13 protein-coding genes and 1 tRNA gene are annotated in these 19,044 nt (G+C 73.9%); 7 read left to right on the top strand and 7 right to left on the bottom strand.

The window, feature by feature from the left end:
* Positions 1-15 precede the first annotated feature (15 nt).
* Both tmk and topA read right to left on the bottom strand, forming a co-directional pair.
* Positions 16-2,415 (bottom strand): dTMP kinase, encoded by a 2,400-nt coding sequence (gene tmk / locus ACYVGT_RS08510; RefSeq protein WP_460855910.1) that lies wholly within the window; start codon positions 2,413-2,415, stop codon positions 16-18.
* Positions 2,416-3,245: 830 nt separating this feature from the next.
* A complete protein-coding gene (gene topA, locus ACYVGT_RS08505) occupies positions 3,246-6,098 on the bottom strand; it encodes a type I DNA topoisomerase (protein WP_460855909.1) in 2,853 nt (950 codons plus the stop codon).
* A 259-nt stretch (positions 6,099-6,357) separates the two neighbouring features.
* Here topA and ACYVGT_RS08500 point away from each other — a divergent pair, with 259 nt between their 5' ends.
* Positions 6,358-6,543, top strand: coding sequence for a DUF5703 family protein (locus tag ACYVGT_RS08500; protein ID WP_460855908.1), 186 nt, complete (start codon positions 6,358-6,360; stop codon positions 6,541-6,543).
* A 499-nt stretch (positions 6,544-7,042) separates the two neighbouring features.
* Here the strand turns inward: ACYVGT_RS08500 and ACYVGT_RS08495 are convergent, their stop codons facing one another.
* The 4 genes from ACYVGT_RS08495 to ACYVGT_RS08480 all read right to left on the bottom strand — a co-directional run bounded on the left by ACYVGT_RS08495 (position 7,043) and on the right by ACYVGT_RS08480 (position 12,246).
* Complete coding sequence (locus tag ACYVGT_RS08495; RefSeq protein ID WP_460855907.1) at positions 7,043-8,320, bottom strand: hypothetical protein; 1,278 nt, start codon at positions 8,318-8,320, stop codon at positions 7,043-7,045.
* 222 nt (positions 8,321-8,542) lie between these two features.
* Positions 8,543-9,349 (bottom strand): LPXTG cell wall anchor domain-containing protein, encoded by an 807-nt coding sequence (locus ACYVGT_RS08490; RefSeq protein ID WP_460855906.1) that lies wholly within the window; start codon positions 9,347-9,349, stop codon positions 8,543-8,545.
* A gap of 145 nt (positions 9,350-9,494) precedes the next feature.
* Positions 9,495-10,616, bottom strand: a complete 1,122-nt coding sequence (locus tag ACYVGT_RS08485; RefSeq protein WP_460855905.1) for a hypothetical protein — start codon at positions 10,614-10,616, stop codon at positions 9,495-9,497.
* A 322-nt stretch (positions 10,617-10,938) separates the two neighbouring features.
* A complete protein-coding gene (locus tag ACYVGT_RS08480) occupies positions 10,939-12,246 on the bottom strand; it encodes a M20/M25/M40 family metallo-hydrolase (RefSeq protein ID WP_460855904.1) in 1,308 nt (435 codons plus the stop codon).
* Positions 12,247-12,371: 125 nt separating this feature from the next.
* On the opposite strand from ACYVGT_RS08480, the gene ACYVGT_RS08475 reads away from it, so the two are divergent.
* Positions 12,372-12,457: transfer RNA gene (locus ACYVGT_RS08475), tRNA-Leu, on the top strand.
* 211 nt (positions 12,458-12,668) lie between these two features.
* Here ACYVGT_RS08475 and ACYVGT_RS08470 read toward each other — a convergent pair.
* Positions 12,669-13,256: a TetR/AcrR family transcriptional regulator C-terminal domain-containing protein gene (locus ACYVGT_RS08470; RefSeq protein WP_460855903.1), complete on the bottom strand. Its 588-nt coding sequence runs from the start codon at positions 13,254-13,256 to the stop codon at positions 12,669-12,671.
* A gap of 60 nt (positions 13,257-13,316) precedes the next feature.
* Between ACYVGT_RS08470 and ACYVGT_RS08465 the strand changes: the two genes are divergently transcribed.
* The 5 genes from ACYVGT_RS08465 to ACYVGT_RS08445 all read left to right on the top strand — a co-directional run bounded on the left by ACYVGT_RS08465 (position 13,317) and on the right by ACYVGT_RS08445 (position 19,034).
* Complete coding sequence (locus ACYVGT_RS08465) at positions 13,317-14,645, top strand: FAD-dependent monooxygenase (protein ID WP_460855902.1); 1,329 nt, start codon at positions 13,317-13,319, stop codon at positions 14,643-14,645.
* A gap of 471 nt (positions 14,646-15,116) precedes the next feature.
* Positions 15,117-15,728: a M15 family metallopeptidase gene (locus ACYVGT_RS08460; protein ID WP_460855901.1), complete on the top strand. Its 612-nt coding sequence runs from the start codon at positions 15,117-15,119 to the stop codon at positions 15,726-15,728.
* A gap of 8 nt (positions 15,729-15,736) precedes the next feature.
* Entirely contained in the window at positions 15,737-16,867 is a 1,131-nt protein-coding gene (alr, locus tag ACYVGT_RS08455) for an alanine racemase (protein ID WP_460855900.1), read from the top strand.
* Complete coding sequence (locus tag ACYVGT_RS08450; RefSeq protein ID WP_460855899.1) at positions 16,864-17,895, top strand: D-alanine--D-alanine ligase family protein; 1,032 nt, start codon at positions 16,864-16,866, stop codon at positions 17,893-17,895. Before alr ends, ACYVGT_RS08450 begins: the two co-directional genes overlap by 4 nt.
* Positions 17,896-18,221: 326 nt before the next feature.
* Positions 18,222-19,034 (top strand): sulfite exporter TauE/SafE family protein, encoded by an 813-nt coding sequence (locus ACYVGT_RS08445; RefSeq protein ID WP_460855898.1) that lies wholly within the window; start codon positions 18,222-18,224, stop codon positions 19,032-19,034.
* Positions 19,035-19,044: the final 10 nt, after the last annotated feature.

The following is a 19,044-nucleotide window of genomic DNA, read 5'->3' as shown; positions in this document are numbered from 1 at the left end:
CCGCCCCGGCCCGCCCTAGTGGCTGCCGTCGTCCTTGATGATCGGCATCATGCCGGTGATGGCCTCGGAGTCGTCCGGGACCGGGTCCGGCAGCAGCGGGCGGATGCGGCGCTGGATCTCGCGGGTGATCTGCTCCTGGGAGCCGTTGGCGTCCACGACGAGGTAGCGGGCCGGGTCCCGGTCGGCGAGGTCGCGGAAGCCGCGGCGGACCCGGTCGTGGAAGTCGCGCGACTCCGACTCGATCCGGTCGGTCGTGCCGCCGAGCCGGCCCAGGCCGTCCTCGGCGGACAGGTCGAGCAGCACGGTCAGCGCCGGCACCAGGCCGTCGGTGGCCCACTCGTTGATCCGCGCGATCTCGCCGACCGGCAGGTCGCGGCCGGCGCCCTGGTAGGCCAGCGTCGAGTCGACGTAGCGGTCGCTGAGGACGATGGCGCCGCGGCGCAGCGCCGGCAGGATGACCTCGTTGACGTGGTCGGCCCGGTCGGCCGCGTAGAGCAGCGTCTCGGCGCGGTGCGACATGCCGGTGTGCTCGCGGTCGAGCAGCAGCGCGCGCAGCCGCATGCCGAGCCGGGTCGAGCCCGGCTCGCGGGTGGTGACGACCTCGAAGCCCTCGTCGCGCAGCCACACCGACAACTGGCCGACCTGCGTCGACTTGCCGGCGCCCTCGCCGCCCTCCAAGACGATGAAGGTGCCGGGCATGGCGGCGGTGCCGCCGTCGGTGTCGGAGGTGACCGGCACACCGCGCAGCGCCGCGGACAGCTCGGTGAGCAGCGGCACGTCGCCGGAGGCGCCGTTCATCTGCCGGTAGCAGACCGCGGAGACGGCCAGCACGATGACGGCGGCGGCCATCAGGACCGCGCCGGTGCCGAGGAAGTCGTAGGTGAGGGTGCCCGCGGTGAGCCGGTGGTCGCCGATGGCGGCGGCGAGCAGCGGGGCGACGGCTGCCGAGCCCATCAGGGCGGCCCAGCCGGACGCGTTCAGGAACGCGAAGGTGCGGCCGCGCTGCTCGTCGCCGACCTCCTGGCCGAGCAGCGTGATGCCGATGGCCCAGGCGAGGCCCGCGCCGGTGCCGGCGATCAGCGTGAGCACGGCGGCCAGCACCATGTTCGGGATGAGGCCGGCGAACAGCAGTGCCGCCCCGGAGACGCCGAGCGCCAGGCCGAACAGGCGGCGCCGGCTGAAGTCGCGGAGCGTGCGCGGGCCGAACAGCATGCCCAGTGCCAGGCCGGCGAAGAGCGCGCCGAACAGCACACCGAAGCCGGCGTTGCCGGCGCCGAGGCGCTCGACGAAGATGCGGCCGGCGCCGATCACGGCACCGCCGGCGGCGAACGCGCCGAGCATGCCGAGCAGCAGCCCGCGGACAAGCGGTGTGCTGGCGCCACCGCCGGTGACGCCGCCGATGATGGTGCGCAGCGGGTTGGTCTCGGTGTCCGGACTGCGCTGGGCGCGGCGCTGCTGCGTCTCGTCGTGCCGCTCGGCCTTCCGGCGCTGCCGCGCCTCGGCCTTCTTGCGGGCCTCTTCGGCCTTCCGCTCGGCCTTCTCCCGCTCGGCGCGGGCCTGCTCCTCGGCCGGGTCCGGCAGGGCCGGCACCTCGAGGGTGGCGGCGGGCGCGAACGGCGAGGTGAGCTCGTTGGGGTCGACCTCGGGCACCGCCGGCACCTCAGTGGTGGCCTCCTGGTCCGCCGCAGCCGGCGCGGGCGGGGCCGGCGGGGCCGGCGGGGCCGCGGGCGGCACGGGGGCCGGCGGCGGGGCGGTGCGCGGAGCGCGGGAGACCGGCAGGGTCCACGCGACACCGGCGGCGACGAAGAACGACAGCGCGTTGGCGTAGAGCGCGATGTCGGTCCCGGGGGAGGACATCGCCGGGATCAGGGCGCCGAGCAGGCTGCTGACCGACGCCAGCGCGGCGAAGAGCAGCGCCGCGGCCGGCGCGGTGCCGTAGGCGGTGAGCAGGGTCAGCTGGGTGGCCTGCTCCAGCTTCTTCTTCGGCACCAGGACGGGGACGGACGCCTCCTTCGCCGGCGTCCACAGGATGGCGATGCACGCGGCCAGGAAGTTCGCGATGAGCAGCCAGTCGAGCCGCCCCACCAGGGGGACGGAGATGTACAGCAGGCCGCGCAGCACATCGGCGCCGACCATCGTCAGCCGGCGGTCGAAGCGGTCGGCGAGCATGCCCGCCAGCGGGCTGAGGAGGAGCCAGGGCGCCAGCCGCAGGATGACGACGCCGCTCACCGCGGAGTACTGGACCAGCGCGGAGCTGTCCTGGGTGAGGAGGGCCGCCAGCGACATGAGGGCGAGCAGGCTCAGCCAGTCGCCGAGGCTGGACAGCGACAGGGCGATCCAGAGCCGCCGGAACGGCTTGACCGCCAGAACGCTGCGCGCCTCACCGGGCGCTCCAAGGGATGCAGATCTGCTCATAGTTGTGAAGGGTAGCGACGCTTCCGGAAGGGGCGGGCGCGCTCCCGGGCAGGGAACGGGGAACCGCGGCCGCTGATCGGTGTCGTGCCCTTCACCGGCGCCGCGGGATGCCTTGGTGATCCCTGACACTGCCGGTGGGGGTCGGCGCGGTGCAGGGCATTCCGTGCGCGGAACACTACTGCCGCCTCCGTTCCCGCGCCACCCGCCCCGGTGGGACGGCCGCACCGGCCCAGCGGCCGGCAGCAGCGCGCCGGCCGCGGCGGCCTCCGCGCGGACGCGGGCGCCCCGGAGCGCCGCGCACCGGCGCCGCCGCGCAGGTCAGTTCCAGGGCGTGTCGGGTCGACGACTGTCCTGCTGCGCGACAAACGCCACCCGCCCCACACGCCCTGGCGGCAGAGCCTCCCCCGGCACGAGTGGCGCGGAACCCGGATCCGCCCGCCCCCCGGCTGTGGACGGTGCACGCCGGGCCGCACCCGGGGTTCTGCGGGCCGGCATCGCCGGCATCGGCCGGAGGCCCGGACCCTCCGGCGGTGCACGCGCAACGCCTTCGGCGGGGTGGGGCCCCGCGGCGTTCCGCGCGGCCGACGGCAGCGCGGCCGCTGCCGGGACCGGCCCGCTCACCCAGGGCACGGCCTTCCGGCCGCCGGCGCGGCCGCCTGTCCGCAGACGGCTTCGGGCGCCCTCACGCTGGACGGCCCGTGAGCGGTGCAGTACCCGCGGCGGCCGCCGGGCCGGAGCGGAGGCGGCCGGTCCGCCACCTCACCCGGTCCGGCGCCGCACCCGGGCCGAACACCCCGGTGCCGCGCGGCACCGGCCCCGGGAAACCGGCATCAGGAACCGGACGCGGTGCCCTTCTTCGGGGTGCCCGTCTTGGCGGACGACGCCGCCTTCTTCGTGCCCGACGCCTTCTTGGTGGTCGTGGCGGAGGCGGCCGTCTTCTTTGCGGCCGGCTTCTTCGCGGTCGACGCGCTCTTCTTGGCCGTCTTCTTCGCCGGCGCCTTGGCACGGCGCTCGGCGAGCAGCTCGGCGGCGCGCTCGTCGGTGACCGACTCGACCTCGTCGCCCTTGCGCAGGGAGGCGTTGGTCTCCCCGTCGGTGACGTAGGGCCCGAACCGGCCGTCCTTGACGACCATCTTCGCGCCGGACGCCGGGTCCTCGCCGAGCTCGCGCAGCGGTGCCGCCGCGGCGCGCCGACCGCGCTGCTTCGGCTTGGCGAAGAGCTCCTGCGCCTCCTCGACGGTGACCGTGAACATCTGCTCCTCGGTCTCCAGCGACCGGCTGTCCGTGCCCTTCTTCAGGTACGGGCCGAACCGGCCGTTCTGCGCGGTGACCTGCTCGCCGTCGAGCTCGCCGACCACCCGCGGCAGGGACAGCAGCCGGAGGCCGTCCTCCAGCGTGACCGTCTCCGGCGACATCGACTTCAGCAGCGACGCGGTGCGCGGCTTCACCGCGGCCTTCTTGCCGCGCGCAGCAGGCTTCTTCTTCCCGTCCGCCGCCTTCTCGCCCTTCTCCGCAGCGGCGTCCTCGGCCGGCTCCGGGAGCACCTCGGTGACGTAGGGCCCGAACCGGCCGCTCTTGACCACCACGGTGTGCCCGGTCTCCGGGTCGGTGCCCAGCTCCCGGTCGCCGGACGGCGCCGCGAACAGCTCCTCGGCCTTCTCCGGGGTGAGCTCGTCCGGCGCGAGGTCCTCGGGCACGTTGACCCGCTGGCCCTCGCGCTCCATGTAGGGGCCGTAGCGGCCGACGCGCATCATGATGTCGGTGCCGCGGATCGGGAACGAGCTGACCTCGCGCGGGTCGATCTCGGAGAGGTGGTCGCCGACCAGCTCCTTGAGCCCGGCCGCGTCGTCGTCGCCGAAGTAGAACCGGCGCAGCCACGGCACCCGCTCGGCGTCGCCGCGGGCGATGCCGTCGAGCATGTCCTCCATCCGGGCGGTGAAGTCGTAGTCGACGAGCTCGCCGAAGTGCCGCTCGAGCAGCTGCACCACCGCGAACGCCAGGAACGACGGGACGAGCGCCGAGCCCTTCTTGAAGACGTAGCCCCGGTCCAGGATGGTGCCGATGATCGACGCGTAGGTCGACGGGCGGCCGATCTCCCGGTCTTCCATCTCCTTGACCAGCGTGGCCTCGGTGTAGCGGGCCGGCGGGCGGGTGCTGTGCCCCTCCGGCTCGACCGCCTCGGCCTTGAGCGGCTGGCCCTCGTCGACCTGCGGCAGCCGCCGCTCGCGGTCGTCCAGCTCGGCCTCGGGGTCGTCGGAGCCCTCGACGTAGGCCTTGAGGAAGCCGTGGAAGGTGATGATCTTTCCGGTGGCGGTGAACTCGACCGCCTCCCCGGACGACGAGGTGCCGGTGACCTTCACCGTCACCGACTCGCCGACGGCGTCCTTCATCTGCGAGGCGACGGTGCGCTTCCAGATCAGTTCGTACAGCCGGAACTCGGCGCCGCTCAGCCCGGTCTCGGCCGGTGTGCGGAAGGTGTCGCCGGCCGGGCGGACCGCCTCGTGCGCCTCCTGGGCGTTCTTCACCTTGCTGGAGTAGATGCGCGGCTTCGGCGGGATGTAGTCGGCGCCGTACAGGCGGGACGCCTGGCCGCGCGCCGCGCCGAGCGCGCTGTCCGACAGCGTGGTGCTGTCGGTACGCATGTAGGTGATGAACCCGTTCTCGTACAGCCGCTGCGCGACCTGCATGGTCTGCTTCGCCGACAGGCCGAGCTTGCGGGACGCCTCCTGCTGGAGGGTCGTCGTGCGGAACGGGGCGTAGGGCGAGCGGCGGTAGGGCTTGCGCTCGACCGAGCGGACCGCGAAGTCGCAGCCGGAGAGCCGCTCGGCCAGCCCGCGGGCGGACTCCTCGTCGAGGTGGACGACGCCGTCGGGCGTCTTGAGCTCGCCCTGGGCGGTGAAGTCGCGGCCCACCGCGACCCGCGCGCCGTCGACGGTGGCGAGCGCCGCGGTGAACGTGCCGGGGCCGTCGGCGGCGGCGCCGAGCGTGTCGAACACGCCCTTGAGGCCCCAGTAGTCGGCCGAGGTGAACGCGATCCGCTCCCGCTCGCGCTCCACGACGAGCCGGGTCGCCACCGACTGCACGCGGCCCGCCGACAGCTTCGGCATGACCTTCTTCCACAGCACCGGGGAGACCTCGTAGCCGTAGAGCCGGTCGAGGATGCGGCGGGTCTCCTGGGCGTCGACCAGGCGCAGGTTCAGGTCGCGCGTGTTGGCGGCGGCGTGCTGGATGGCGTCCCGGGTGATCTCGTTGAAGACCATGCGGCGCACCGGGATCTTCGGGTTGAGCTCCTCGCGCAGGTGCCAGGCGATGGCCTCGCCCTCGCGGTCCTCATCCGTGGCGAGGTAGAGCTCGTCGGCCTGGGCGAGCAGGTCCTTCAACTTCTTGACGTGGGACTTCTTGTCGGTGTTGACGACATAGACCGGCTCGAACCCGTGGTCGACGTCCACGCCGAGCCGGGCCCAGGGCTCACCCTTGATGCGCGCCGGGATCTCGGCGGCCTTGGTGGGCAGGTCGCGGATATGGCCGATCGAGGACTCCACGGTGAACCCGGGGCCGAGGTAGCCGGCGATGGTCTTGGCCTTGGCCGGCGACTCGACGATGACGAGCGCATTGCGCCCGGAGCCGTCCGAGTCCTGTGCGCCGCTCGCTCCGGCGCTCCCCTTGCCCTTCGTGGGTGGCACGCTGATCCCCTACGTCTCGCATTGCGCTGTCTGTACTGCGCTGTCTCCGCCGGCGCCCCGGCTCCTGGTAGCGATCGGACCGGTTCCCCGGCAACCGACCGTAACCGACGGCCTGGCGGATCGCTTCCCGATCCCGGTGCCCGGCGGCTGGTCTCCCGCGTGCTTCCCCCTCGCACAGCGGACCGCCCCCGCCTTCCGGGGGCGCCACGGCTGAGAACGCTATGGCACGACAGCCCCGGCCAGTCGCAGAATAGGCGTAATGCTCGATTACGAATACCGCGAACTGCGATTCCCCCGCGGCACCGCGCGCAGCGCTGCCCGCCAGGCGCTGGCCGACCACGCCGAGTACGGCCGCTGGGAGCTTGCGCGGGTCCGCGTCTATACGGACGGGAGCCGGACGGTGGTGATCCGGCGCCGGATCATCCGACAAGTGAGTACCATGTGAGATCAGTCACCTAGGGCGCGCTGGCCGCATCCGGTCGCCCCCGTACCGCAGCGGCGCACGGCAGCCGGCGGACGAATCGAGCACCGCGGCGGCCGCGGTGCCCTTCCGCGCGCAACGGGTCCCGGACGCGGTATGCGCCGGGCACAGGGGCCGGCGGCGGCCCTGGGCAGGGCAGGCCGCGCCGTGAGGGATCGGCCACCCCGGGCCGCGTCCGCAATCACTGCGAGATCTTCGGCACTGCCGCATGCCGCACGGCCCTCTGCCACACGGCCCGGGACAGCCCGGTCGCTCCGGCCGCAGGCCCCGGCCGGGCGGCGCCAGGCGGCTGCCGGCCGGGGCCCGCGGCATGCGCGAGTCCCCGGAGTGCGCGCGCACTCCGGGGACTCACCGCAGGGAACCGCTCAGCTCCGGCGTGGCGGCCCCGCCCGCCGACCCGCGCTAGTCCACCGCGAGTTGTCGTCGGTACGCGGGCCGGGAGGGGGCCGTCACGCCGCGGGCGTCACAGTCCCAGGTCGACGCCCTCGGCGGCCCCGTCCAGGGCCCCGGCGGGCTCGCCGGGCAGGCCGGACAGCTCGGCGGGCGCCTGGTCGGCGGGCTGCTCGTCGGCCAGCGGCAGGGCCTCGGTTCCGGGCAGCTCGCTGGTCAGGGGCAGGGTGGAGTCGACGGGCTCGGGCAGCTCCGCGCTCTGGTGCTCGATGGAGGCCGCACCGGTCTCCTCGCTGGCCGCGCCGGCCTCGCCCAGCACCGCGCCGACGGCGTTGCCCGTCGCGTTCACCGGAACGTCAGCCTCGACGTCGGCCTGGTTGCCGCCGAGCACGGAGCCGTTGCCCGAGGTCTCGGTCTCGTCGGCGCCGCTGTCGTGGGTGAGCGCGCCCGCCTCGTCGGCGCTCGCGCCCGCCTCTCCGGCCACCGCGCCGACGGCGTTGCCGGCCGCGTTGACGGGAACGTCCGCGTCGACGACGGCCTGGTTGCCGCCGAGCACGGAGCCGTTGCCGGACGACTCGACCTCGTCGCCCTCCCACTCGCCGTCCGGGGCGGCCTGGTGCAGGACCGGGCCGGCCTCGACGCCGTTGGAGTTGAGGTGCAGCGGGCGCGCGGCCTTGCTCAGGCCGTCGACCAGCGAGCCGGTCGCGGGGTCGACGGGCGCCGACTGGTGCGAGCGGTCCGCGTCCGCCCAGTCCCCGGCGCCGTGCTCGATGGACGCCGCGCCGGTGTCCTCGGCCGCCGCCCCGGCGAGCCCGGCGACCGCGCCGACCGCGTTGCCGGACACGTTGACCGGCACGTCGCCGTCGAGGACCGCCTGGTTGCCGCCGACCAGCGAGCCGTTCCCGGAGGACTCGACCTCGTCGGACTGGTGCTCGCGGTCGTGCTCGACCGACGCGGCGCCGGTCTCCTCGGCGGCCGCGCCCGCGGTGCCCAGGACCGCGCCGACCGCGTTGCCGGAGAGGTTCACCGGCACGTCGCCGTCGAGGACCGCCTGGTTGCCGCCGAGCACGGAGCCGTTGCCGGAGGACTCGACCTCGTCGGCGCCGCTCTCGTGGACCAGCGCGCCGCTCTCCTCGGAGGCTGCGCCGGCCTGGCCGCCGGCCGCCGCGATCGCGTTGCCGGTCGCGTTCACCGGAACGCTCAGGTCGCCGACGATCTGGTTGCCGCCGACCAGCGAGCCGTTGCCGGAGGTCTCCGCATCGGTACCCGCGAAGGAGACGCCTGCGCCGAGCGCAACAAAGCCGGCGGTGAGCAGGGCGGCCTTCGCCGAAGTACGGACCCACTTGCGCATGGGTGGTCCTTTCCGTGGAGCTGTTTCAGGTGAGATGGATGCGATGTACGTGTGTCGGCCCGGGGGGCCGGCGCCCGTGGAGGGGGCGCCCGGCCTCGAAGGGGCGCTCGTTCTCAGCCCCGCTCTGGAGGAGCGGCGGCTGACGTGAACCCCGCGGACGTGGCCGCGGCCGCGAGGCTCGCGTCAGCCCCCGGTCGGTGCGGACCGGGAGGCCGTTCGGTGTCAGCCGTTCGCGGCCGCGCGGCGGCGGCCCAGCAGCCGCGCGCCCACGCCGGCCAGGACGGCTGCGGCGCCTGCGGCGGCGAGCGCGAGCACGCCGGAGCCGGTCAGCGGGAGCTCGGACGCCGCGGGGTCGGCACCGGCTGCGGTGCGGGCGGATTCGGCGGGCGGGGCCTCCGCGGCCGCGGCAGCGGTGGATTCACGCTGGTCCTCCTGGGGAGCGTCGGAGCTCGGGGTCGGCTCGGGGGCGGGGCTGCGGCCGATCCCGGAGGCGTCGTCCGCCGGCGCGGAGGGCTCGGCGGCGGGAGCCTCGGGCGCCGCCGGCCGGTCCCCGCCGGGCTGCTCGGCGGAGGCGGATCCGGAGTCCTCGCAGTCGGCGCCGGCCTGGCCGGCCACGCCGACCGCGTTGCCGCAGGCGTTCACCGGCACGTCGGCGTCCGCGTCGACCTGGTTGCCGCCGAGCACGGAGCCGTCGCCGGAGGTGCTGGACTCGTCGCCGCCGGTGCTGCTGGAGCCGGCCGAGCTGCCGCCGCCGGAGGTGCTGCTGGAGGCGGAGCTGCCGGAGCAGTGCGCGCCGGCGTTGCCGAGGATCGCGATGGCGTTGCCGCAGGCGTTCACCGGGACGTCGAGGTCGCCGACCACCTGGTTGCCGCCGCCGATCGAACCGTTGCCCGAGGTGGTGGTGTCGGCGAAGGCCGTTCCGGTCAGCGGCGCGGTGGCCAGGATGCCGGCGGCGAACAGGATGGCGGCCGCGGAACGTCCCGGGAGCTTCCGGGAGATACCGGTCGTGGCGTGCATGGGCTGAGGCATGGCTGGTTCCCTTACGTGAGGATTCGCGGTTGTGCGGGGAGGCGCGCGCAGAGCCGGACCCGGCGGGCGCGCAGAGAAGGCGGGGGCGCACGGTGTGCACGGCGCAGGGCCGGTGCAGGGCGGCGCCCGCCGCCGGAGAGTGGTCCTAGTCGGGCGAGTAGGAGGGGTCGTCCGCGGCGTCGCGGACCACCGGGGCCGGCTCGCCGGACGGGACGACGCGCAGCGGCAGGAAGCGCAGGGCGTCGGCACGCTGCACCAGGAAGCCCGCTGCGGGCGCGGGGACCGGCGACGTGGGCGCGCCGGTCGAGTCGGAGTGGCCGACGGGCGCCGGCGCCGGGGCGGCCGGGGCGTCGTCGCCACTCGCGCCGCCGCTGTAGAGCTCTCCGGCGTGCGCTCCGGCGCCGCTGCTGAGCGCGGCGGCGGCTTCGGCCGCGGCGGTGCGCTCGCCGGCGTCGCGGTCCTGGCCCGCACGCTCGCGGGTGCGGTCGGCGCTGTCGGCCTGCTCGGAGGTGCGCTCCGCGGGCTCGTCCCGGTCGTCTCCGGACTGGCCGGGCAGCCCCGCCGCGTCGGCGGTGCGCTCCAGGTCGGAGCGGAGGCGCTGGCCGGTCTGGTCCAGCGCGGCTGCCGCGCCGGTGCCGTCGACGGCGCGGGCCAGGCCGCCCTCGGCACCGTCGGTCAGCGCGCGGCCGACCTCGGCGGTGCCGGCGACGACCTCGTCCGTGCCGGTCTTCGTGACGGCGCCGCCCACGACCCCGTGCACGGCCGCACCGGTGCGCTCGACGGCGCTTCCGGTGCCGCGGGCGCTGTCGCCCACGGTGCTGCCGACGGCGCCGACGGCCTCTTCGACCGTGGGTGCTCCGCCGCTCTGCAGCGCGCCGGCCGTGCGGTCGGCGGTGCTTTCGCCGGTGCCGGCCGCGTCCTCGGGCCGGCCCGCGGAGTCGCCCCCGCCGTACAGGCCGTGCCCGGAGGCCGCTTCTGCGGCGCGTCCGGCTGCGGCGCCGTCCGGGGTTCCGGTCGGCTCGCCGGCTTCGCTATCGCCGCCGGCCTCGGCGGGCCCGGCTCCACTCGCCGCGGAGCCGACGACCTCGTCCAGCGCCCCGGTGTCGGCACCGGCCGCGGACACGCCGAGCAGCCACCCGCCGGCCACCAGGCCGGCGAGCAGGACGACACGGCCGAGGACGCCGCCGCGGGCGCGGACCGGCCGCAGCGCAGACCGGCGCGCAGCACGGGCGGGGAACCCCCGCCTGCTGCGGTCGACCTGCGCCATGGACAGCCACCTCGCGGATTCGCGTGATTCGCGCGCTCGGCGTGCGAGCGCGGCCCGAAGGCTGGAAAGTGCAGGCCCGGCCGGTCCCGAATCGGACCCCGGGGCTGCCAACTGAGAGTCACGTTAACACCACGCTCGGCGAACGGCGAAGGAAAGACCCGGAATCAGGGCCGGTTTTTTTCGGATCCGAATCCACGGCCGAAACTCTGCCCCCGTTCCGCCCGATTCGCGCCGCACCGACCGCCGTTCCGGCACCCGGACGCACTGCAGGGCCGCACCCCGTATCGGATGCGGCCCCGCAGGCAGGCGGTCGGCGGGCCGATCAGCTCAGGTCGATGAACCGGTCGAGGACGCGGGTGCCGAAGGCGAGGGAGTCGGTCGGCACACGCTCGTCGACGCCGTGGAACATGCCGGAGAAGTCGAGCTCGGGCGGCAGCTTCAGCGGAGCGAAGCCGAAGTTGCGGATGCCGAGCCGCTGGAAGCTCTTCGCGTCGGTGCCGCCGGACATGCAGTAGGGCACCGTCTTGGCGCCCGGGTCCTCCTCCAGCAGCGCCTGCGACATGGCGGAGACGAGCCCGCCCTCGAAGCCGGTCTCCACCGACGGCAGGTACTGGATGAACTCGCGGGTGACGTTGGGGCCGAGCAGCCGGTCGATCTCGGCGAAGTACTCGTCCTCCGCGCCGGGCAGGAACCTGCCGTCGACCTCGGCGGTCGCCGAGCCGGGGATCACGTTGGCCTTGTAGCCGCCCTTGAGGACGGTGGGGTTGACCGAGTGCCGCAGCGTGGCACCGACCATGCTGGCCACGGAGCCCACGCGCTCCACTGCCGCCTCGGGGTTCTTCTCGTCGAAGGGGATGCCGAACGCCTCGCACACCTCTTCGAGGAACGCGCGCACGGCCGGGGTGAGCCGCACCGGGAAGCGGTGCCGGCCCAGCCGCGCGACGGCTTCGGCGAGTTCGGTGACGGCGTTGTCCTCGTTGACCATGGATCCGTGGCCGGCGGTGCCGCGCGCGGTGAGCCGCATCCACGCGATGCCCTTCTCTGCGGTCTCGATGAGGTAGAGCCGCCGGTCCCCGGGGACGGTGACACTGAAGCCGCCGACCTCGCTGACAGCATCGGAGCAGTCCGCGAAAAGCTCGGGGTGGTGGTCGACCAGCCACTGGGCGCCGTAGGAGCCGCCCGCCTCCTCGTCGGCGAGGAAGGTGAGCACGATGTCGCGCGGCGGCTTGCGTCCGGTGCGGAGCCGCTCGCGGACGACCGCGAGCATCATCGCGTCCATGTCCTTCATGTCGACGGCGCCCCGGCCCCACACGCAGCCGTCGGCGATCTCCCCGGCGAAGGGGTCGCGCGTCCAGTCGGCGGCGTCGGCGGGGACGACGTCCAGGTGCCCGTGGAGCAGGAGCGGCGCCCGGTCCCGGTCCTCGCCCTCGATCCGCGCCACCAGGCTGGTCCGGCGCGGCGCGGACTCGAACATCTGCACGCCGAGGCCGACCTCGTCGAGCTTGCCGGCCACGTACTCGGCCGCTTCCCGCTCGCCCGGACCGGACCCGTCACCGTAGTTGGACGAGTCGATCCGGATGAGCTCCCTGCAGAGCTCCACGACCTCGTCTTCAGCGGCCGGATCTCCCATAGCGCTCCGCTCCTCTCCTCGTCGTCGCCCCATCCTCTCCCCAACCGCCCGCCCGGGAAAATCCGTGTCCGGACACTCCCTGACCTTTGCTATGGTTGTCCTGTCAGGCGCGAGAGCGCCCACCGGTCCGGGTGGCGGAATAGGTAGACGCGCTAGCTTGAGGTGCTAGTGCCTGGTAACGGGCATGGGGGTTCAAGTCCCCCCTCGGACACTCTCGATTCACACATGTTGCGCGGGTCGATCTCCTGATCGGCCCGCTTTCGTGTTTCCGGGGCCTGTCAACGGCCCACCGTCGGAACGCCACCGTGTGGACACCCCGCTGACGGTGTGCGGATGCGCTTCCGGACCGTAGTGCGGGACCGGACCCTTCGGCGGACGGGGGCCGTTCCCCGCGCGGTCCCCCAGGGCTCGCTGCCGCAGTACTACGGGTCCGCCCGATGGTCGGCCAACAGCTTGGCGACGCCGAACTCGAACCGTTCTTCGAAGGACTCCTCCGCCAGCGCGGAGAACACCCTCCGCAGCGCGGGACGGGACCCGACCTCGTGCGCGTGGATGGGCCGGTCGGGCAGCGACTGCTCCTCCTGGGTCAGGCCGAGAATGAAGTAGACGAGGCTCCAACACGTCCAAGCGGCCTCGCGGTCGGACACTCCTCCGTCGAGGAGGGCCGCGACGAGCGCCTCGGCGACGTCGAGAGTGGCCGGCTCGGCCGCATAGGTGCCGGCTACGACGGCCGCGCCGTCTCGGTGGGCCAGCAGGGCGCGGCGGTACCGGCGCGCGATCTCGGCCGCCCGGTCGCACCAGTGCTCCGGCAGGCCCTCGAGCGGGACACCCGCGACGATCGCGTCGGCCATCAGCTCTTCCAGCCGGGCCTTGCTCTTCGCGTGCCACAGGACGGTGTTCATCCGCACGCCGAGCCGCTGCGCGATGGCGCGCAGGGAGACGGCGGCAGCGCCGCGCTCGTCCAGGACCTCCAGGGCGGTCCGCACCACATCCGCTTGACTCTTGGTCACTGACCTAGTGTACTCGCCCCTACATGTTGGTCAGTGACCAAGGAAGGTCGAGTGGAAGACATGGGCGATGTGAAGGCGGCACGGGACGGAAACGAAGGGGCGGCGGACGACGTCGTCGTCGTGGGGGCCGGGCCGACCGGGCTGTGGCTCGCCGGGGAGCTGCGGCTGGGCGGCGCCTCCGTGACGGTCGTGGAGGACCGGCAGGAGCCGGACCCGAACTCCAAAGCGCTGACCATCCACCCGCGCACCATCGAGATCTTCGACAGCCGCGGCACCGTGGAGCCGTTCCTCACGGAGGGGGCGCGCATTCCCGACGGACACTTCGGCGGGCTGCCGGACCGGATGGACTTCTCGGTGCTGGACACCCCGTACCCGTTCACCCTCGCGCTGGCGCAAGCGCGAACGGAGGAGATCCTCGAAGCACGCGCACGCCGGATGGGGGCGACCGTCCGCCGGGGGTGCCGGGTCGCGGGCCTCGCGAGCGGGGGCGCCGACCCGGCGGGAGGAACCGGCCCGACGGGGGTCGTGCTCGCGGACGGGGAGATCGTCCGGGCCCGCTACGTCGTGGGCTGCGACGGGACCCGCAGCACGGTCCGGGCGGCCGCGGGCATCGACTTCCCCGGCACCGACGCCACAACGTGGGGCTGGCTCGGCGACGTAGTGCTCGACGCCCCGCCGGAGCGCGGCGCCGCCGCCTACTCCGGGGCCGAGGGCGGGCTGATGCTCGTGCCGCTGCCGGGCGGGATCCACCGGCTCGCCGGCAGTGACGCGCTCACGGACCACCCCGAATGGCCCGGCGACCTCACGCTCGACGAGTTGCGGGCGACGGTACGGCGCATCGCCGGGACCGACTTCGGCATGCGCGACCCGGTGTGGCTGTCGCGCTTCGGCAACGCGACCCGGCAGGCCGCGGCCTACCGCGCGGGCAACGTGCTGCTGGCCGGGGACGCGGCCCACATGCACTTCCCCACCGGCGGCGTCGGCATGAACGTCGGCATCCAGGACGCGCACAACCTCGGCTGGAAGCTCGCGGCGGTCGCCGCCGGCCGCGCCGACGGGGCGCTGCTCGACACCTACCACGAGGAACGCCACCCGGTCGGCGCCGAACTGCTGGAGCACACCCGCGCCCAGACAGCGCTGATGACGGCGTACTCCGTTGAAGGGCAAGCGCTGCGCGCGGTGGTGAGCAGGTTGATCGCGACCTCCCCGGACATGTCCCGGGAACTGGCCGAACGCCTCTCAGGCCTGAACGTCGCCTACGCGACCGGTGAACGCGTCCCCGACCAGCGGCTGGAGGACGGCGGCACCCTGTTCGAACGGCTGCGCAGCGGGGGCCACGTCCCCACCGAAGCCGGCCTCGTCCGCCCGGACGGCCACCTCACAGAATAGGCGTCACCCGTTCATTCACATCGGCGCTGATACCTCCTGTACAAACCGAACTCGGTGGCAATCGCGAGGAGAAACCGAGCCGCCAATCCGCCGCATACAGCGACGTTGGTGGTCGTCCCCACCCGTTGCAAGACGTCGTCCAGTCCGGTTGCAGTACAACGCGCCATCACTGCTCACCGCCTACCCAGCTCGAGGGTCGTAGACAGGGTCAGCCCGCTCCGGGCCCGGTGGGGAAGGGTTCGAGCCCCCCGGACACCCTTTGGGCCCCAGGTTCTCCCAGGTGGAGAGCTTGGGGCTTTCTTGTCGCCTCTGGGAGCCGCTCGCCCGCCGCGGGGTGCCGTGCGGGTGGCGGGGCGGCTGCTTCCGGTGGTGTGCACCGGTTATGGGACGGCCGGACGCGCACGTCAGAAACTTTCACATGGTGACACCCTGACGTCACTGGCTAACAAATCACCATTTAGAGTCGCACAGATGACGATTCTGCTCTCCGACCCCCGTGTTGCGGACGTTACGGTTCACGATGACGGGAGCGACCTCACCTTCCTCACCTTCGCCCCCCACGCAGCGGTCCGGTGGCCGCTGGCGGAGCGGCTGCTCAGAGCACGCCGGAGACTTCCTCCAGACGTCGACCTGAAAGTGGTCGAGGGCCACCGCTGCCCCGCCGACCAGCAGTCGATCATCGACGCCTACTCCGCGGAGCTGCGCACCGCCTACCCCGGCGCGGACGACCGGGAGCTCTACCGGCTGTCGAGCCGGTTCGTCTCCCCGCTCGCGGTCGCCCCGCATGTTGCCGGGGCCGCCGTCGACGTGACGCTGGTGGGCGAGGACGGCCGCGAGCTGCCGATGGGGTCGCCCGTCGACGCGACGCCCGAGGAGAGCGGGGGCGCCTGCTGGTTCGATGCCGAGGTGGGCGAGGAAGAGCGGGCGAACCGCTCGCTGCTCGCCGAGGCCCTGAGCGGCGAGGGCCTGGTCAACTACCCGACCGAGTGGTGGCACTGGTCCTACGGCGACCGCTACTGGGCCCTGATGACCGGTTCCCCTTACGCCCTCTTCGGACCGGTCGAGGCTCCGGAAGAGGGATGAGATCCCCGATGGCACTCCTCAACGCCGCGCAGCCGGGCACCGCGACCCGGCCGCTCCTGGAGGTTGACAACGCCGCTCTCGCCGCCAACACGCGGCTCTTCGCACAGCGTACGGATGCCGCACTCATGGCGGTCGTGAAGGCCGACGGCTTCGGCCACGGTGCGGCGCAGGTAGCGCGCACCGCGCTCGCCAACGGTGCCCGATGGCTGGGAGTGACCTCGCTGGAGGAAGCGCTGGCCCTCCGCCGGGAGGGGCTCAGCGCACCGATCCTGAGCTGGCTCAACCCGGTCGGGCTCGCGGTCGGTCCGGCTGTGGAGAACCGTATCGACCTGGGCGTCCCGAGCATCGAGCACCTGGAGAGCGTGGCGGACGGCGCCGACCGGCCGTCCGGGCCCGCCCGCATCCACCTGCACCTGGACACCGGCATGGCGCGCGACGGAGCCGCACCGGACGACTGGTGGGACCTGTTCCGCTGCGCGCGCAGCGCCGAGCATGCCGGCCTCGTCGAGGTCGTCGGCATCATGGGCCACCTGCCGCGCGCTGACGAGCCCGGCCACCCGACCACCAGCTCAGGACGGCGCGCGCTGCTCCGCGGTGTCGAACTGGCGCGGTCCGCAGGACTGCGGCCGGCCCTGCGGCACCTCGCCACGACCGCCGCCGTGCTCACCGACAGCTCCACCCACCTGGACCTCGTGCGCGTCGGGGCAGGCCTGTTCGGTATCGACCCCTCGGGCAGCACGGGCTTGGAGCCGGCGCTGCGGCTGACCGCCCCGGTCGTCCAGGTCCGCTCGGTACCGGCCGGCACCGGAGTCGGCTACGGGCACACCTACGTGACCGACCGGCCGACCCACCTCGGCCTGCTCCCCGTCGGCTACGCGGACGGCCTCCCCCACGTCGCCTCCGGGCGGGCCGAAGTCTGGCTCGGGGGACGCCGCCGGAAGCTGCGGGGGCGCATCTCCATGGACCAGGCGGTCGTGGACCTCGGCGACGACCCGGTGCGCCCGGGGACGGCCGCCGTCATCTTCGGATCCGGCTCTGCCGGCGAGCCCACCATCGCCGACTGGGCCCGCTGGAGCGGGACCCTTCCGCACGAAATCGTCACCGGCCTCGGGCCGCGCACGAAGAGGACAACACTGTGAACCCATCCGAGAACCTCCCACCCGCGGGCGCCGCCGAGGGCGCCCCGCTCCGCGTCGCCGTCGTGGGCGGCGGCCAGAACAGCGAGCACGAGATCTCCCTCGCCTCCGCCTCCTCGGTGGCCTCCGCGCTGGAGGGCGGCCGGAGCGACGTGGTCCGGCTGACCATCGGAAAGGACGGGGTCTGGGCGGGACCGGACGGCGCTCCGCTCGGCGCCTCGGCCGCGCAGAGCCTCGCTGCGGCAGTGGCGGAGCTGGACGGCTGCGACGTCGTCCTGCCGATCGTCCACGGTCCGGGCGGCGAGGACGGGGCCCTCGCCGCGCTCTGCAGCCTGGCCGGCATCCCCTGTGCGGGGTCCCCCCTGCGCGCAGGCGCCCTCGGCATGGACAAGTGGGCGACGAAGCTCGTCGCCGAAGCCGTCGGGGTCGCCACCGCGCCCGGCCGACTCGTCACCCGGGCCGACCTGGACGGGCTCTCCTTCGACGGCCCGGCCGTGGTCAAGCCGGTGGAAGCCGGTTCGAGCCACGGCGTCTCCCTGGTCCGCGACGCCGCCGGGCTCCGCCCCGCGCTGGAAGCGGCGCTGGAGCTGGACGACCGCGCCCTGGTCGAGGACGTCATCACCGGCCGCGAGATCGACCTGGCCGTCGCGGAGGTCCCCGGCGGCGCGCTGCAGATCAGCACTCCGCTGGAGATCCTCGTGGACGACGGGCTCTTCGACACGGACACCAAGTACGACGGCTCCGCCCGGTTCGTCCTCTCGCCAGCCCTGACCGACGATGAGCAGGCGCAGCTGCGCACGGCCACCGAACTGCTCTACCGGGCGCTGGGATGCCGCGGACTCGCGCGGGTGGACTTCTTCCTCACCGCCGGCGGCCCCGTGCTCAACGAGGTCAACACCATGCCCGGGATGACCGGCGAATCCCAGGTGCCGAAGATGTTCGCGGCCCAGGGGTGGACCTACCGGGAGCTTCTCGAGGCCTGGGTCGCCGCGACGTTGGAGAGAGAGGCCGAACCGGCGGTCCCCGCGTGATCCGGCCGGACGGCGGCCCCGCCGCGGGCCCCCGGGACCATCCGCGTTCCCCGTCCGAACCGGCGCGGGACCGCGCACCGCGGAGCCGGGGCGGCTGCCGGCCGGGGTGACCCCGGCCTGCCGGGCTCCTCCGGCCCACCCCGCTCTGTCCCGCGCGAGGGCGCGGGAGGTGTCCCCGCCTGGAGGCGATCGGGTCCTTGCCGGTTTGCAAAGCATGCTTCGGAAACCGGCAAGGACCTGCGGACCGCGGTGTGGAACGCTGGCCAGCCGGACCGGCAGCGGGCCGGCCGGCAACTCCGCGCGAGACGAGGGGGTGCACCGGCGCCATGGCCGATCCGGCACAGTTCATCGAGTGGTCCGCCGTGTTCGCAGCGGGCTTCCTCGCCGGCGCGATGAACGTGATGGTCGGAGCGGGGACCCTGGTCTCCTTCCCGATCCTCGTCTTCCTCGGCATCCCCCCGCTGACCGCGACGATCGCCAATACGATCGGGATCGTTCCGGGCAGCGCGGCCGGCGTCCTCGTCTACCGCAGCGAACTGCGGGCGCGCCGCGCCGCCGTGCGCACGCTGCTTCCCGCATCCGCCGCGGGCGGGATCCTCGGTGCACTTCTGCTGCTCCACCTGTCGGCCGCCGTGTTCTCCGCGGTCATTCCGTGGCTGATCGCTGCCGGCACGCTCCTGGTCCTCCTCGGCCCCGCGATCAGGGGACGCGTCGCCCGGGTCCGGGGGGCGGGCGGCGGGAGGGCGGACGGCCCGCTCCCGGCGTTCCCTTCCCGCCCGTCGCTCCTGGCGTCGGTGTTCGGCGCGTTCGCCCTGGGCGTCTACGGCGGCTACTTCAGCGCGGCGCAGGGCATCCTCCTGATCGGCCTGCTGGGCATCACCACGACGCTGCACATGCAGGAGCTGAACGCGATCAAGAACCTCACCGTGGCGGCCGTCAACGTGATCGCCGCGGTGGTCTTCCTCGTCGTCTCCCCGGATGCCATCGCGTGGCAGCTGGTCGGACTCATCGCGGCAGGATCGGCGCTCGGCGGCGCGGCGGGCGGCCGGATCGCCCGGCGGCTGCCCCCGGCGGCCTTCCGCGTGTTCGTCGCGGCGGTCGGCGCGGTGGCGGTCGCCGCACTGCTCGTGGACGGCTGACGAGGGGGCG

It is taken from the genome of Nocardiopsis coralliicola (assembly GCF_054779695.1).
Note: the sequence above shows the minus strand (reverse complement) of the source record. Positions and strands in the feature narration are given on the sequence as shown.